9 protein-coding genes, 1 tRNA gene and 1 pseudogene are annotated in these 14,829 nt (G+C 60.5%); 3 read left to right on the top strand and 8 right to left on the bottom strand.

Annotation, left to right across the window (positions count from 1 at the left end):
• Positions 1-155: 155 nt before the first annotated feature.
• Complete coding sequence (locus tag BPHY_RS00155; protein ID WP_041763180.1) at positions 156-2,816, top strand: DNA topoisomerase III; 2,661 nt, start codon at positions 156-158, stop codon at positions 2,814-2,816.
• A 144-nt stretch (positions 2,817-2,960) separates the two neighbouring features.
• On the opposite strand, the gene BPHY_RS00150 is transcribed toward BPHY_RS00155, so the two are convergent.
• Together BPHY_RS00150 and BPHY_RS00145 are read right to left on the bottom strand one after the other, a co-directional pair.
• A complete protein-coding gene (locus BPHY_RS00150; protein WP_012399457.1) occupies positions 2,961-4,049 on the bottom strand; it encodes a LysR family transcriptional regulator in 1,089 nt (362 codons plus the stop codon).
• Between the two features lie 331 nt (positions 4,050-4,380).
• Positions 4,381-6,237 carry a phosphoenolpyruvate carboxykinase (GTP) gene (locus BPHY_RS00145; protein WP_012399456.1) on the bottom strand — a complete coding sequence of 619 codons (1,857 nt, stop codon included), beginning with the start codon at positions 6,235-6,237 and terminating at the stop codon, positions 4,381-4,383.
• Positions 6,238-6,588: 351 nt separating this feature from the next.
• Here BPHY_RS00145 and BPHY_RS00140 point away from each other — a divergent pair, with 351 nt between their 5' ends.
• Positions 6,589-7,602 carry a D-2-hydroxyacid dehydrogenase family protein gene (locus BPHY_RS00140; protein ID WP_012399455.1) on the top strand — a complete coding sequence of 338 codons (1,014 nt, stop codon included), beginning with the start codon at positions 6,589-6,591 and terminating at the stop codon, positions 7,600-7,602.
• Positions 7,603-7,656: 54 nt separating this feature from the next.
• On the opposite strand, the gene BPHY_RS00135 is transcribed toward BPHY_RS00140, so the two are convergent.
• Together BPHY_RS00135 and BPHY_RS00130 are read right to left on the bottom strand one after the other, a co-directional pair.
• Positions 7,657-8,523 carry a patatin-like phospholipase family protein gene (locus BPHY_RS00135; RefSeq protein WP_012399454.1) on the bottom strand — a complete coding sequence of 289 codons (867 nt, stop codon included), beginning with the start codon at positions 8,521-8,523 and terminating at the stop codon, positions 7,657-7,659.
• Positions 8,524-8,574: 51 nt separating this feature from the next.
• Entirely contained in the window at positions 8,575-8,979 is a 405-nt protein-coding gene (locus BPHY_RS00130; protein WP_012399453.1) for a PaaI family thioesterase, read from the bottom strand.
• 202 nt (positions 8,980-9,181) lie between these two features.
• Between BPHY_RS00130 and BPHY_RS00125 the strand changes: the two genes are divergently transcribed.
• Positions 9,182-9,257 (top strand) — tRNA-Lys (locus BPHY_RS00125).
• Positions 9,258-9,500: 243 nt separating this feature from the next.
• Here BPHY_RS00125 and BPHY_RS43030 read toward each other — a convergent pair.
• The 4 genes and pseudogenes from BPHY_RS43030 to BPHY_RS00115 form a co-directional block, all read right to left on the bottom strand.
• Entirely contained in the window at positions 9,501-10,100 is a 600-nt protein-coding gene (locus BPHY_RS43030; RefSeq protein ID WP_244257559.1) for a hypothetical protein, read from the bottom strand.
• Positions 10,101-10,133: 33 nt separating this feature from the next.
• A pseudogene (locus tag BPHY_RS44430) lies at positions 10,134-10,277 on the bottom strand (zinc-ribbon domain-containing protein); the annotation flags it as partial.
• A 908-nt stretch (positions 10,278-11,185) separates the two neighbouring features.
• On the bottom strand, positions 11,186-11,983 hold the full coding sequence (locus BPHY_RS41580) for a hypothetical protein (protein WP_157686497.1): 798 nt from the start codon (positions 11,981-11,983) through the stop codon (positions 11,186-11,188).
• 153 nt (positions 11,984-12,136) lie between these two features.
• Positions 12,137-14,794 carry a type VI secretion system Vgr family protein gene (locus BPHY_RS00115; protein ID WP_012399449.1) on the bottom strand — a complete coding sequence of 886 codons (2,658 nt, stop codon included), beginning with the start codon at positions 14,792-14,794 and terminating at the stop codon, positions 12,137-12,139.
• Positions 14,795-14,829 lie beyond the last annotated feature (35 nt).

Below are 14,829 nucleotides of genomic sequence, written 5' to 3'. Positions count from 1 at the left end.
CCCAACGGATCTGCGCGCAATTATGATGACCCGCTTATTTGGGCCCATCGGTTGCCGTTGCGGCGGCGTGTGCTATAAAGCGGTCGTTAATGGGTACCAAACCCGGGTGGGAAAACCCGCGGTACCGGCCCGAATCCACCAATTTATTTTCAGTCATGTCCAAAGCACTGATCATCGCCGAAAAGCCATCCGTCGCGAACGACATCGCGCGGGCTTTGGGCGGGTTTACCAAGCATGACGAGTACTTCGAAAGCGACGATTTCGTCCTTTCGTCGGCAGTCGGCCATCTGCTGGAGATTGCCGCGCCCGAAGAATATGAAGTCAAACGGGGGAAATGGAGTTTTGCCAATCTTCCCGTTATTCCGCCCCATTTCGACCTGAATCCGATCGCGAAAAGCGAGTCGCGTCTGAAGGTGCTGAACAAGCTGATCAAGCGGAAAGACGTCGACCGTCTGATCAACGCCTGTGACGCGGGGCGCGAGGGCGAACTGATTTTCCGCCTGATCGCGCAGCACGCGAAAGCGAAGCAGCCGGTGCAGCGCCTGTGGCTGCAGTCGATGACGCCCGCCGCTATCCGCGAGGGCTTCGCGCAACTGCGTACCGACGCCGAGATGCAACCGCTCGCGGATGCCGCCCGCTGCCGCTCGGAAGCGGACTGGCTGGTCGGCATCAACGGCACGCGCGCGATGACCGCGTTCAACAGCAAGGGCGGCGGCTTCTTCCTGACCACCGTCGGGCGCGTGCAGACGCCGACGCTGTCTATCGTCGTCGAGCGCGAAGAAAAAATTCGCCGCTTCGTGCCGCGTGACTACTGGGAAGTGAAGGCCGAGTTCGTCTGCGCGTCGGGCTTCTACGAAGGCCGCTGGTACGACCCTAAGTTCAAGAAAGACGAGTTTGATCCGGAAAAGCGCGATTCGCGCCTCTGGAGCCTGCCGGCTGCGGAAACGATCGTCGCAGCCTGTCGAGGCCAGACGGGCAATGTGACGGAAGAATCGAAGCCGTCGACGCAGCTGTCGCCAGCGCTGTTCGACCTGACCAGCCTGCAGCGTGAAGCCAACGGCCGCTTCGGCTTTTCGGCCAAGAACACGCTGGGTCTCGCCCAGGCGCTGTACGAGAAGCACAAGGTGCTGACCTATCCGCGTACCGACGCGCGCGCGCTGCCGGAAGACTATCTGGAAACGGTCAAGCACACGATGGAGATGCTCAAGGAGAGCAACAACTATCTCCCGCACGCGAAGCAGGTGCTCGACAAGGGCTGGGTGAAGCCGAACAAGCGCATCTTCGACAATTCGAAGATCAGCGACCACTTCGCCATCATCCCGACCCTGCAGGCGCCGAAAGCGCTCTCCGAGCCTGAGCAGAAGCTGTATGACCTCGTCGTGAAGCGCTTCCTCGCCGTGTTCTTCCCGGCTGCCGAGTACCGCGTCACCACCCGGATCACGGAAGTCGTCGGCCATCATTTCAAGACAGAAGGCAAGGTGCTCGTCGAGCCGGGTTGGCTGCAGGTCTACGGCCGCGAGACGGGCGGTGAAGACGCGAACCTCGTCCCCGTGCAGAAGGACGAGAAGGTCAAGACCGACAAGATCGCTGCGCAACAGCTCGTCACGAAGCCGCCCGCACGCTACAACGAAGCCACGCTGCTTTCGGCGATGGAAGGCGCAGGAAAGCTCGTCGAAGACGACGAACTGCGCGAAGCGATGGCCGCGAAGGGTCTCGGCACGCCGGCTACGCGTGCAGCCATCATCGAAGGTCTGCTCGGCGAAAAGTATCTGGTCCGCGAAGGGCGCGAACTGATTCCGACCGCGAAGGCTTTCCAGCTGATGACGCTGCTGCGCGGCCTCGACGTGAAGGAACTGACCGCACCGGAACTGACGGGCGAATGGGAATACAAGCTGTCGCAGATGGAACGCGGCAAGCTGCCGCGCGACGCCTTCATGCAGGAGATCGCCCGCATGACGCAGACCATCGTCAAGCGCGCGAAGGAATACGATTCCGACACCATCCCCGGCGATTACGCGACGCTGCAGACGCCCTGCCCCAACTGCGGTGGCCAGGTGAAGGAAAACTATCGGCGCTTTGCATGTACCAAGTGCGAATTCTCGATGTCGAAGATTCCGGGCGGCCGCCAGTTCGAAATCGAGGAAGTCGAGGAATTGCTGCAGAAGAAGCAAATCGGTCCGCTGTCGGGCTTCCGCAGCAAGATGGGTCGTCCGTTCTCGGCAATCCTCAAGCTGTCGTTCGACGACGAAACGAAGAACTTCAAGCTCGAATTCGACTTCGGCCAGGATCAGGGCGGCGAAGACGGCGAGGCGCCGGACTTCTCTGAACAGCAACCGGTCGGCGCGTGTCCGAAGTGCAGCGGCAAGGTGTTCGAGCACGGCATGAGTTACGTCTGCGAAAACTCTGTCGCGAATCCAAAGACCTGCGACTTCCGTTCGGGCAAGGTGATCCTGCAGCAGGAAATTGCGCGCGAGCAAATGGCGAAGCTGCTGGAAAACGGACGCACCGACCTGCTGACGAACTTCAAGTCGTCGCGCACTGGCCGCAACTTCAAGGCATTCCTCGTCAAGCAGAACGACGGCAAGATCGGCTTCGAGTTCGAGAAGAAGGAGCCGAAGGAAGGCGCGGCAAAGACGGCGGCTGCGAAGGCCGCTGCCAAGGCGGCGCCTGAATCCGCGACTGGCGAAGCGGCGAATGAGGCCACACCCGTGAAGAAGGCCGCAACAAAGACGGCAGCGGCCAAGAAGGCACCGGCCAAAAAAGCTGCCGCGAAAACCTCGGCTGCTAAATCTGCCGCTCGCAAGACGGGTTCGTAAAGCGGGCGGAAGGCGCGCCGCCGCAAGGCTCGCGCGCCCGCTCAGCCTCGAGGCTGCAACAAAAAGCGCAGTCGCCTTTTACGGTGACTGCGCTTTTTTATTGACTTGTGGACGCCATCGCTGCCTGACGTCGCAGCACTCGCGTCAGTGCGTCGGCGAAGCAACGCCGCGCGAGCGATTGAGCGTACGCGTCGGCTTGGCCGGAATGTCGCCGTCCAGCAGGCTCGACAGCGGCTCTGCGCCGTCGAAGGCTTCGGGCGCCATCGACATGGCTGTGGATTCGCGCATCGCCGGTGCGCGCTCTACACCGTCCTTCACCCATTGCTCGCCGAGCTTGCTGTTCGGCGTCTGGTTGAAGTGTTCGACGAGGTGATCAATGAAGGTGCGGACCTTCGCGGGCAAGTGTCGGCGGCTCGGGTAGGCGATGTTGATCTCGACCTGCGGCAAGCGGTAATCGCTCAACAGACGCACCAGTTTCCCACGCGTCGTGTCGCGTCCGATCAGGTAGCTCGGCAGGATCGCGATGCCCATGCCGAGCAACGCGAACTGACGCAGCATTTCCGTGTTGTTCGCGACGATCACGTTGGTCGGACGCACGCGCACCTCGCCGTCCGGACCCGTGAACACGCGCTCGTCGCCCCAGTATTCAGACGGCAGGGACAGGCAAGGATGCTCGAGCAGCTGTTCGGGGCGGGTCGGCGTGCCGTGCTTGTCGAGATACGCGGGCGTTGCGCAGACGGTCATGCAGCCCGTCGTCAGGCGCCGTGTCACGATGCTCGCGCTACGCATATGACGCGCGATCACAACGCCGACATCGAAACCTTCTTCGACGAGATCGACCTGGCGATCGACCAGCGTCACGTCGGGTATCACTTTCGGATAGCGTTCAGCATAAGTCTGGAGCACGGGCGCAAGGTTGTGCAGGCCGAACACAACGGGCGCGACGATGCGCAGGGTGCCGACAGGCTCGTGATTACGCGCGACGACCATCTGCTCGACGTCTTCGAGCTCATCCAGAATCTGACGCGCGCGTTCCAGATAAACCTGACCGGACTCAGTCAGCGAAAGACTGCGGGTGGTGCGGTTGAGCAGCCGGGTGCCGAGACGGCCTTCGAGATCGGCGACGTGACGGGTAGCGACTGCGTTTGAAATATCCATCGCGCTAGCCGCGCGGGCGAAACTGCCGAGATCCGCCACTTTGACGAAAACTCGCATCGACTGCAAATGATCCATGAACAACTCCTGCCGTAGTACCGCTCCCCTCGCGAACAGGAAGCACACTTGGAATTTTCCTACGACCAGGGAAATCCTGCAGAAGTTGCCTAAGTTAGTGGAAATTTTATAAAAATTTGAGTCAATGTCTTCGGTGCCGGTATGCACGAGCGCGTATTGTTCCCACGATGGAAACAATTTGCTGCAGAGCGTCGAAACGCGGCATTCCGCTTGAACAGCGAAAGCGGGCGCCGGCGGGGAAATGGGGCGGAATGCGAGCGAAACCGGTCGGACGCGCTCAAGAAAGCCGCCCGAGGGCGGCTCATATGGGCGTTAGTGAGCGCTCACAATGTCACGCGGTGAGCTTCTTTTCGAGCGCGCTGCGGGTGTCTTGCAGTGCGACAGGCAGGCCCTGCTTCAGCGTGTCGAACAACTCGCTGTGCAACGCGAGTTCCTTGCGCCAGGCGGCATCATCGACCGAAATCACCTGTTCGAATTGCTCGCGCGTGAAGTCCAGCCCGCTCCAGTCGAGGTCGTCATAGCGCGGGGACACGCCGAACGCATGCTCCTCTCCCTTCGCCTTACCCTCGATCCGATCGACCATCCAGCGCAGCACGCGCATGTTTTCGCCGAAGCCAGGCCACACGAACTTGCCGTCGTCGCCCTTGCGGAACCAGTTGACGCAGAAAATCTTGGGCGTGCGCACGCTCATCTGCTCCAGTTTCACGCCCGTCTTCAGCCAGTGGGCAAAGTAGTCGCTCATGTTGTAGCCGCAGAACGGCAGCATCGCGAACGGATCGCGCCGCACGACGCCCTGCTGTCCGGCCGCCGCCGCCGTCGTTTCCGAGCCCATCGTCGCGGCCATGTAGACGCCTTCGACCCAGTCGCGCGCTTCCGTCACGAGCGGCACGGTCGTCGAACGACGGCCGCCGAACACGAACGCGTCGATCGGCACGCCTGCTGGGTTTTCCCAGTCGGCGTCGATCGACGGGCATTGCGAAGCGGGCGCCGTGAAGCGGGCGTTCGGATGCGCCGCCTTGCGGCCCGTTTCTTTCGCGATGGCGGGCGTCCAGTCCCTGCCCTGCCAGTCGATCAGATGCGCGGGCGGCTCGTCCGTCATGCCCTCCCACCAGACGTCGCCGTCGTCCGTAAGCGCGACGTTCGTGAAGATCACGTTTTCCTTCAGCGTGGCCATCGCGTTGAAGTTGGTCTTTTCGCTCGTGCCCGGCGCGACGCCGAAATAGCCCGCTTCCGGGTTGATCGCGTAAAGACGCCCGTCCTTGCCTGGCTTGATCCAGGCGATGTCGTCGCCGATCGTCGTGATCTTCCAGCCGTTCATGCCTTGCGGCGGAATCAGCATCGCGAAATTGGTCTTGCCGCAGGCCGACGGGAAAGCCGCCGCCACATGGTGCTTCTTGCCTTCGGGCGAGGTCACGCCGAGCACCAGCATGTGTTCGGCGAGCCAGCCTTCGGCGCGGCCCATCGTGGACGCGATACGCAGCGCGAAGCACTTCTTGCCGAGCAGCGCATTGCCGCCGTAGCCCGAGCCATAGCTCCAGATTTCACGCGATTCCGGGAAGTGGACGATGTATTTCGTGTCGTTACACGGCCAGGCCACGTCCTTCTGGCCTGCCGCGAGCGGCGCGCCGACGGAATGCACGCACGGCACGAACTCGCCGTCCTCGCCGAGTACGTCGTACACCTTGCGGCCCATGCGCGTCATGATCCGCATGTTGCTGACGACGTATGGGCTATCGCTCAGCTCGACGCCTATATGGGCGATCGGCGAGCCGAGCGGCCCCATCGAGAATGGCACGACGTACATCGTACGGCCGCGCATCGCGCCGTCGAACAGACCGTCGAGCGTTGCGCGCATCTCGGCGGGCGCGATCCAGTTGTTGGTCGGGCCAGCGTCTTCACGACGCTGCGAACAGATGAACGTACGGTCCTCGACGCGCGCGACGTCGGACGGATCGGAACAGGCGAGATACGAGTTCGGCCGTTTGGCCGGGTTGAGCCTTCTGAGGGTGCCGGCCGCGACCATCTGCGCCGTCAGGCGGTCATATTCCTCCTGCGAACCGTCGCACCAGACGATCCGCTCCGGCTTCGCCAGCGCCGCAACGCGCTGCACCCACTCGATCAGCTTTTTGTGTTTGACCCAGGCAGGCGCTTCAAGGGTTGAATGGGCTGCAAATGCGGGATGATTCATCGAGCTGTCTCCGTTTTGGTAGAAGTATGAAAACGGTGCTGGCCCAGCGACGCTGCGTGCGAGAGGCGACACTCTGCGCGAACCGTTCCCGGACGCGCGATCCTGCAGGTCGTAAGGGCCTTTCCAGCCTGTCGCCGGCACGTTGAAACCGTCTGTAAAGCGGCTTGCGTGGACATGCAACAAACTGTTAAAAACGAGGGAACTTGCCGCGCCGTCGTCGCTCCGTCATTGCGGCTCCTTATACGGTAAGGCAATCAAAGCAAGCATCATGTGCTCCAGGTCACATGATGGGACACCCGAATCCGACTCTCCGTTCCGCGCCCATTGAGTGCGTCGCAAAACATATACGCCATGAAGATTGCCATCCTTGACGACTATCAAGACGCCGTCCGCAAGCTCGACTGTTTCCAATTGCTCGCCGACCATGAGGTCAAGGTTTTCAACAACACCGTCCGCGGTCTCGGCCAGCTCGCAAGCCGCCTGTCGGAAGTCGACGCCCTGGTTCTGATTCGCGAACGCACCCGCATCAGCTCTCAACTGCTCGACAAGTTGCCGCATCTGCGCATGATCAGCCAGACGGGCAAGGCAGGGAGCCATATCGACATGGCCGCCTGCACGGACCGCGGCATCGCCGTGCTCGAAGGCGTCGGGTCGCCCGTTGCTCCCGCCGAACTGACGTGGGCCCTCATCATGGCCGCGCAGCGCCGCATTCCGCAATACGTGGCAAACCTTAAACAGGGAGCGTGGCAACAATCGGGCCTGAAGACATCGGCGCTGCCTCCGAACTTCGGTCTCGGCCAGGTGCTGCGCGGCCAGACGCTCGGCATCTGGGGCTACGGGAAGATCGGCCGGATGGTCGCGGGCTACGGCAAGGCGTTTGGGATGAACGTGCTGGTCTGGGGCCGCGAGCACACGCGCGAAGCGGCCGTCGCCGACGGCTATCAGGTGGCGCAAAGCCGCGAAGCACTGTTCGAAGACAGCGACGTGCTGTCCCTGCATCTGCGCCTGCACGACGACACGCGCGGCATCGTCAAACAGGACGACCTGATGCGCATGAAGCCGACCGCGCTCTTCGTCAACACGAGCCGGGCGGAGCTGCTGGAAGAGAACGCGCTGATGGGCGCGCTATCGCACAACCGCCCGGGCATGGTGGCCATCGACGTCTACGAAAGCGAGCCGATCTTGCAGGGCTACAGCCTGCTGCGTATGGAAAACGTCATCTGCTCGCCGCACATCGGATATGTCGAAAAGGAAAGCTACGAGCTTTATTTCAGCGCGGCGTTCAAGAACATCCTCGCGTTCGATCAGGGCGACACGGCGAGTGTGGCCAATCCGGAAGCGCTGCAAGGCGGGCGACGGAAGTAAATTAAAAAGCGGTCTTCGAAGGCCGCTTTTTTATATGCGCGCTTCAGTCGTGCTTCATTCGCGCGCGGCGGCGTGGAGCAGTTCAGGCATGCGTTGTAGAAACTGCTCGCCGTCCGTGCGCCCGAGGTTGTAGGCGTGCAGCATCTGCGACGGGCTCGTGTAGTCCCAGCTCGAAATCGGCACCTTGCTGGACGGCTGAACGTACAACCTCTGCTGCCCGCCGTGCGGTACGACGAACATCTGCGGACGCGGGTAGATGCGCGTCACCATCACCAGCACGGTGCCGGGCGTCGGATCTAGCGCGCCGACGGGCACGTTGTCGACCATACCGCCATCCAGCACGGGACGCCCGTTGCGCCGCAGAACGGGCGTGAACGGCGGCGTACACGACGACTGGAGAATCAGATCGGCGAGTTCCTCGACGTTTGCGCAGTCCTGCGCGCGCACGAACTCCGGACGAAAGCCGATCGACTGGCCGAGCGTCGGGTGGAGCGTCTTGCGGATATATTTTTCGATGTTGTACGCGATCAATCCGGCGGCAACGGCGCCGCGCGCGCCCAGCCAGCGCGGCACATGCGACACGCCGATGCGGATTTCGGGCGCCTTCGCGAGTTGCGCGAACTTCTCGCCGTAGATGTCCAGCAGTGCCTGGCGGTAGATTCGATAATGCGGAAACACCGATTCGCCGCGCAGCAGATTGCCCCAGTACGCGTTCTTCCTGTTGTTGCGCAGTGCGTTCTCGTAGTAGCGCATGACCCAGTCGGCGTCGCGCGTGTAGAGCATGCAGGCCGTCGCCGCACCCGCCGAAATGCCTGTGATCACGCGTGGCTTAATGTCGAGTTCCGGCTGGATCACGTCCCAGAAGCCTGCCTGCCACCAGCAACGATTGCCGCCGCCGGCGAAAACGACCTGATCGAACATCCGTTGTTTCCTTCGATCGCCGCGGCGCGCGCGCCGACGGCGGATGCGAGTTCAGTTGAGCAGCGCGTAAGTGGTGGTGGCGTGGACGGCCATCTTGCCGTCTTCGTCGATGAGTTCGACTTCGCCAAATACGAGATTGCGGCCCATGCGCAGCACACGCGCCATGATCAGCACGTCGCCTTTGCGGACGGCGCGCATGAAGCTGATGTTGAGCGAGACGGTTGTCATCGGCTTGAACCCGCCGAGCGCCGCTGAAATGGCGACCACCATCGCCGTGTCCGCGGCGGCCATGAAGACCTGGCCACAGATGACGCCGCCGCTGTGACGCAGTTCGCCTGAAAACGGCAAGCGGAGCGTGGCGCTTTCATCGTCGACCTTGACGGGCGTAAGCGAAAGCGCCCGCACCCACGGCGCAAGCACACGGTCGAGCAATTCCCGGACTTCGTTGTCGTCCATTGTGATTTTTCCGTTGGGGCCGCGCGGAAGGCCGCACGGCGTCATGTCGCGACATCATACCGGTACGAACGCGCGTGCGCTTCAATGGTGCTTTCGGCCCCGTCCGTCGACCTCGTGACGGACGCCGCGCCATCTATTTTAAGAAATTTGCGCGACGCGCTTGCCAAGCAAGAAAAACCCCTGCATAATCTCGCTTCTGTTGGGGGCGTTAGCTCAGTTGGTAGAGCAGCGGACTCTTAATCCGTAGGTCGAGTGTTCGAGTCACTCACGCCCCACCAAGAATTCAAGCACTTAGCCCAGCCTTAACCGGCTGGGCTTTTTGCTTTCTGAGGCCATGTAGGCACTGTGTAGGCAAGTTCGGTCAATGCGAAGTCGCGGGGATTTGCTCTCGATGATCCAGCGCCGCACTGTGGTTCCCGCACAACCGGGTCAGGGGGCGTTGCTATCCCCCGAACCAACAACCCAAATCAGAGATGAGAGCGGCTGACGTTAGGATGCGCGGCAGCCTTTGCTGCGCAGGGTCAAGGGCACCCGGCAACGGCCAGATACTTGCGCCTGGCCTCATCCGATACGCATTGGTCTAAATACTTGCACGCCGGGCACCAGCAGCCCGCCAGCACTGCCATCGGGGACGTTGACCAGGCATAGCCCCGTGCGCACTCCCATTCGAGCTTCGTCGTGACGTTCACGTAGGCGTCCGAGAGGCAGCGCCCGCCACGCTCGCGAGCGATCTCGTTCATTTCCCCAATGGTATGGTTCGAGCGTTCCGCACGGGCGCACTTCGGGCACCATGTTCCACCCTTGATATTTGCGGGCGCGGCCAGCCAGCGGTGTCCACGGCAGCATTCCCAGCGCAGCAGACGCGCGCTCGTTTCATAGGTGTCCGACAGGCATTTGCCACCGCGACTCGCGGCCAACAGGTGCATGTCCTCAAGCCTCGATGAGCGGCGTCCCTGCTTCGCACAGATTGCGCACCAGAAGCCGTTGCGTACCCTGGCGGGGGACGTGACCCATTCGTGACCTTCGGCACAGCGCCAGCGTAACTTGCCTGTCGGACCGGCGTAGTCCGTAGACAGGCAGTGGCCGCGATGCCTCGCCGCGAGCGCGTGCATGTCATTCATGGTCCCCTTCCGGCTATCAGCGGCACACGCCGGGCACCACGCCCCGGCCACACGTATGCTGGCGGGCGTGGCCTCCCACGTGTGGCCTTGATGACATTCCCACCACAGTTTTGTGCGGCTGTTCACGTAAGTTTCGGAAAGGCATTTGCCGCCGCGTTCACGAGCGAGTGTGTGCATTGCAGGGAGCCAGACCGCGCTATGTTCGTCGTGAGCGCAAGTCGCACACCACTTGCCCTGACGCACACTAAATGGTGTCGCCTCCCACTCGTGGCCCCGCACGCATCGCCAGCGTAGTTCCGTATGGATATTCCGGTAGTCGGTCGATATGCACCGGCCACCGTGGCGAGCGGCCAGCCGTTGCATATCGTCCAGCGTCAATGGGGCAGACATTCAGGTCGAACATCCCGCGTCAGGACTCGCCTTGACGTGATTGGCCCCGCATGGACACAGCACCTGGTCGCCGTCGAGTACGCTCGCACGCCCGTCCTCGTCCATCTCCGTTCCCGTACCTTGAATCGGATGCTCGCCCGGACACTTGCGACAGGTCGCCCCGGTCAAGGGCGATGCGCCGCTCGCCGTCGAACATCGTGGATGCCTTCGCGATCACATGCCCGACGGTCGTCGTTTCATCGCCGTTACATACGAGTGCCTTGCCCATACTTTTCTTTCCTTTTGGTTCATTCGCTCGGACCACCCATGCGCGATCGGATTCGGTGTTGACCTTGCCGCCGTGGTCGGTGGTGTCACCGAGTCGAATAAAGTCTGTCATTCCTTGATCTCTAAGTGTCAGATAAAATCTGCAAGCCTCACTGACCCGCCCTTCTTTTCATAAGCCATTTTTTTATGAAAAAAAACAGTAGTAACAAGACGCTGCCAACAGTCAACATAGCTGGCAACGTAATAGCAAGCAACGCACCAACCAAATCTTGACACGCCTCCGACGAATATCCAAATTCTAAGGAGCATTCAACAATCTGCTTAAACTGATATGCCAGACCGAAAACCAACAACACAAACAAGACAATGCGCAAAAATTTAATTACTGAAATCATATCAAATTACGCAGCTTTACTGAGTTTAAAACATTAAGGAAAAGCGCGAGCGATTTTTATTATCTCCACGCAGGAATCGCGCGAAAATGACGAGCGCTTGGCAAGCTCGACAAAGAACCGATTTTTTGAATCCAATTTTCTGTGGGCATCAATTGAATCAGTCACACTCACCCATTTTTTATTCGAATAAAATTCTGTATTTGCCGCAACCTTTGCGGCGTCATTTTCGGTTTTCGAAACACTTTCTTTTGGAATGAAGGCGAAGCATCCTTCGGATCCTCCAAGCCATTTTGCATGGCCAGCTGAAATTCTAGCCTCATAAAATCCGCCAATATGAAACAAGCAATCGTGAGCGATATTTCCAAGTGGCCGAATAGTTAATTCCGGCCCATAGGGATTTTTCATGCTTACTGGCTCCGCGTGAAGGCTGCGCGATGGCTTATTATTTTTTTCAAGTTCCATTAAAATGTAACCTTTAATGATTGGGTCCGCAAGCGGGGGGAAATGCACCTCGTCCGTTATATACACGTTATTATTAGCGTCCTGCGGCTCGAAAGCAATATTTCTACACCAGTCACGGCCGCTTGAGTCCCGCCCCAAGTAATATGTTGCATCTCTCGTCAAATCAAGTTGAGAAACGACACGGTCCTCTTTTTTGGGATCGTAAACTGTTAAATTTGCCCGATATGTCGGGACAACTACTGCAGGCTGCCAATCCCAAAATTTTTGGAAATTACCTGATGTATTTGGATGACCGTAAACCTTTTGGAGTGTGAATCCTGTCTTTTCGGTCGTTATTTGAAGTCGCACTGATTTATCGGAGATGAGCACCTTTTTCGCAACCTGGTCGCTTGATACGGTTGTATCTCGATGAGAAACGCGACACAATTTTCGGCCGGATGGGCTTGTGATAACTACCGACTCAAACTCGCTACTCGAAAAATCGCACATTTTCTCTACCTAGAAAATCCAACTATTCAATAGTTACGCGTAAATTGCCACCGATTCCGACGTGGCAGTCTGGCTCAGTAAATGCGTATGCCCTTGCTCATCGGTTACACCATGCTCAATCGCCCCATCAGAGCGAACAATCGCATATTCAACATTGGCGAGCGGTGTTTTTGTCTTCTGGTCGATCAATTGAAATCGATCATCAAATCCGCTTTCTGAGGTCGGCATCGCGAGCAGCCGCATCTTCATCGAATCCACTCCCGATTTGCTCCATTTGGACGTCTTTTCCAGAATCGGTCCCGGCGAACCGTTGACGATGCCGCTACCGTTGATCTGGATATACGAGCCACCCGCACCAATCCAGATTTCCTTCGCGGCGGTGATAATGATCCTTCCGTTCGTGCTGCTGATCGTGAGGTCCTTCAGGGCCCCGAGCGCCATTGCGTCACTCTGCGCCTGAATCTCGACCTTGCCTTTCGCCGCGAACAGGCGGATGCCAAGCCCTGTCACGAACGAGAGGGCACCCCGCACCGACGCCAGCCACGAGCGGCCCGACGCAATGCTCACGTCGCGGCCCGCCGTAATCGCGTGATCGTTCTGGCTGTGCAGATGCGTGCTGTCGCTGGCGGTCACTGCGATACCCGCCGCACTTGCCAGCACGAGGTCGGGCCGCGTCATCTCCGGCGACGGGTTCGCGGTGCTTTTCGCGCCGCCCTTGATCGCGTCGTTCTGCGCCTTCATGCCCGCCGTTGCGTCGCCCTGGCTCACCTGCGCGTCCTGCGCCTTGTGCCGCCTGGCGAACTGCGCCATGTCCTCGTGCAGTTCGCGCGCCTGCGTGAGCCGCTGCACCGTCTCGCCCATGTCCTTTACGGGCGCACCCGCGCCAGCGCGCGTCTCGGTCGTCAGCAGCAGACCCCGATTGGCGCGCGCCACGCCATGCGCCTCGGTCGCCAGTTCGAACCCCTCGCCACGTGCCTCGCTGCGGCCCTGGTGCCGGTCGATGCGCGTGTTGCTGCCCAGCACCAGACGCGACTGCGCGTGGTCGCTTGCCACCTGCACCTGGAGCTTGCCCGGTGTATCGTCGGTGACAACGCTGTTGGTCGTTGGCCCCTCCAGGTCCTCGCTCAGCCAGCCCGAAAGCGCCTGGTTCGCGGGCAGCGGCCACGGCGGTTCGTGGAACTGGTTCACGTGCCGTCCCGCGATATACGGCTTGTCCGGATCATTGTCCTGATACCCGATCACCACCTCGTGGCCCGCGCGCGGAATGTAGATCGCGCCGTAGTTCGCACCCTGCCATGGCGACGACACCCGCACCCAGCAGCTTGAGTCCTGGTCCTGCTGGCCCTCGCGATCCCACGGGAACCAGACCTTCGCGCGGCCATACCTGTCGGTCCAGATTTTTGAATCCGAATAGCCCGTCACAATCGCCACCTCGCCGTGCGAGCGCGGTTTTTTCGCCTTCTGCGGCGTGCGGAAATACGTATTGGCGGGCTGCACCGTGAACTGCGTGTCGCACGTGTACTGACGTTGCAGCGCACCCCGGTTCGTCACCGTGTCGTTGTTGACGATCTCGATCTTCGTCGCGACGACCAGGTATTCGCCATTGCCCGGTGCGAGCGGATAGCCTTCCAGGTGGAACGTGTAGCCCACCCTCAGCCCGCGCATGTTGCCGCGCCCCTTGCCGCGCAGACTCTTCGCCCGTTTTGCTTCCAGCCGCACGCGTGCCAGGTGCTCGCCCTCGAAGTCCACCTCATTGGGCTGCGCGGCGGTCCCCATCGCCCCGGCCAGCGGCTGCGAGTAGTCGCCCCAGGCGTAGTGCTCGATGTTGTCGTTCGCGCGCTCGCGGTAGTCCGAATCCTTCGCGGCGAGATTCGCGCGCGACTGCGTGTAGTCGTAGTCGGTGACGCTGACCTTGCCCGTGGTCAGGGCGCGCGCAATCTCGAACTGGTGGACGTGTTCCTCGTCAATGCGCTGGCCGTCGCGGTCCTGGTATTGCAGCGTTGCATACGCGGGGCCGTGCTTCTTGTAGGCGGCGGTCGAATCGCACAGCACGAGCGTCGGGCCATCGTAGAAGAACGTGATGCCCCATTCCTGCCACAGGCGATTGAGATAGCCCCAGTCGCTCTCCCAGTACATGCGCTGGTAGTCGCGCTTCGGATACTGCCGGCCAAAGCCGGGGCCGGCCAGGCGCAGTTCATAGTGAAACGGATACTTTTTCAGGATCGTTTCGGAGATTTCCTTGACCGTGAGGTCCTGGAAGATTCTTGAGTCCTGGTTGAGGGTCGCTAAAAAGAGCCATGGGCGAATCCTCAAGCGATAGAACGCCCGCCGCGTATCCGAGCCGACGCACTCTGCCGAGACGATCAGGCCGGTGATCTCGCGCACGCCTGCGCCGATATTGATCGACGGGGACACGCCGATTGTTCCCGTCTCGTAGGTGCCGCTACCCTCGGTGGCGATCTTCACCGTCACCTGCTTGCCGACCAGTTCGTCCACCTTGACCATGGCTCTTGCCTCATGCACGGTCAGGCCGATATCGTCCTTCGTCGCAATCTCGACGGTGTAGTCGTAGAGCCTGCCGAGCTTTTCGGTGCCGGTCAGGCGCGATACGGTGAACAGGCATTCGTCCTGCCACTTCGGCAGGCCTGCGCTGACGATCTCCAGCGTGCGGGGTTGGTCAAGCCATGACATGCGGTGCTCCGTGGTCAATCGGGAAAGAGGAAAGG

It is taken from the genome of Paraburkholderia phymatum STM815, assembly GCF_000020045.1.
In the GTDB taxonomy this organism is placed as follows: domain Bacteria; phylum Pseudomonadota; class Gammaproteobacteria; order Burkholderiales; family Burkholderiaceae; genus Paraburkholderia; species Paraburkholderia phymatum.
The sequence above is the reverse complement of the archived record's forward strand: the minus strand, read 5'-3'. Positions and strand labels throughout refer to the sequence as shown.

What these genes read in the sequence shown, in the direction of transcription:
- BPHY_RS00155 (WP_041763180.1), top strand. Translation starts at nt 156, where the DNA reads ATGTCCAAAGCACTGATCATCGCCGAAAAGCCATCCGTCGCGAACGAC.
- BPHY_RS00150 (WP_012399457.1), bottom strand. Translation starts at nt 4,049, where the DNA reads ATGGATCATTTGCAGTCGATGCGAGTTTTCGTCAAAGTGGCGGATCTC.
- BPHY_RS00145 (WP_012399456.1), bottom strand. Translation starts at nt 6,237, where the DNA reads ATGAATCATCCCGCATTTGCAGCCCATTCAACCCTTGAAGCGCCTGCC.
- BPHY_RS00140 (WP_012399455.1), top strand. Translation starts at nt 6,589, where the DNA reads ATGAAGATTGCCATCCTTGACGACTATCAAGACGCCGTCCGCAAGCTC.
- BPHY_RS00135 (WP_012399454.1), bottom strand. Translation starts at nt 8,523, where the DNA reads ATGTTCGATCAGGTCGTTTTCGCCGGCGGCGGCAATCGTTGCTGGTGG.
- BPHY_RS00130 (WP_012399453.1), bottom strand. Translation starts at nt 8,979, where the DNA reads ATGGACGACAACGAAGTCCGGGAATTGCTCGACCGTGTGCTTGCGCCG.
- BPHY_RS43030 (WP_244257559.1), bottom strand. Translation starts at nt 10,100, where the DNA reads ATGAATGACATGCACGCGCTCGCGGCGAGGCATCGCGGCCACTGCCTG.
- BPHY_RS00115 (WP_012399449.1), bottom strand. Translation starts at nt 14,794, where the DNA reads ATGTCATGGCTTGACCAACCCCGCACGCTGGAGATCGTCAGCGCAGGC.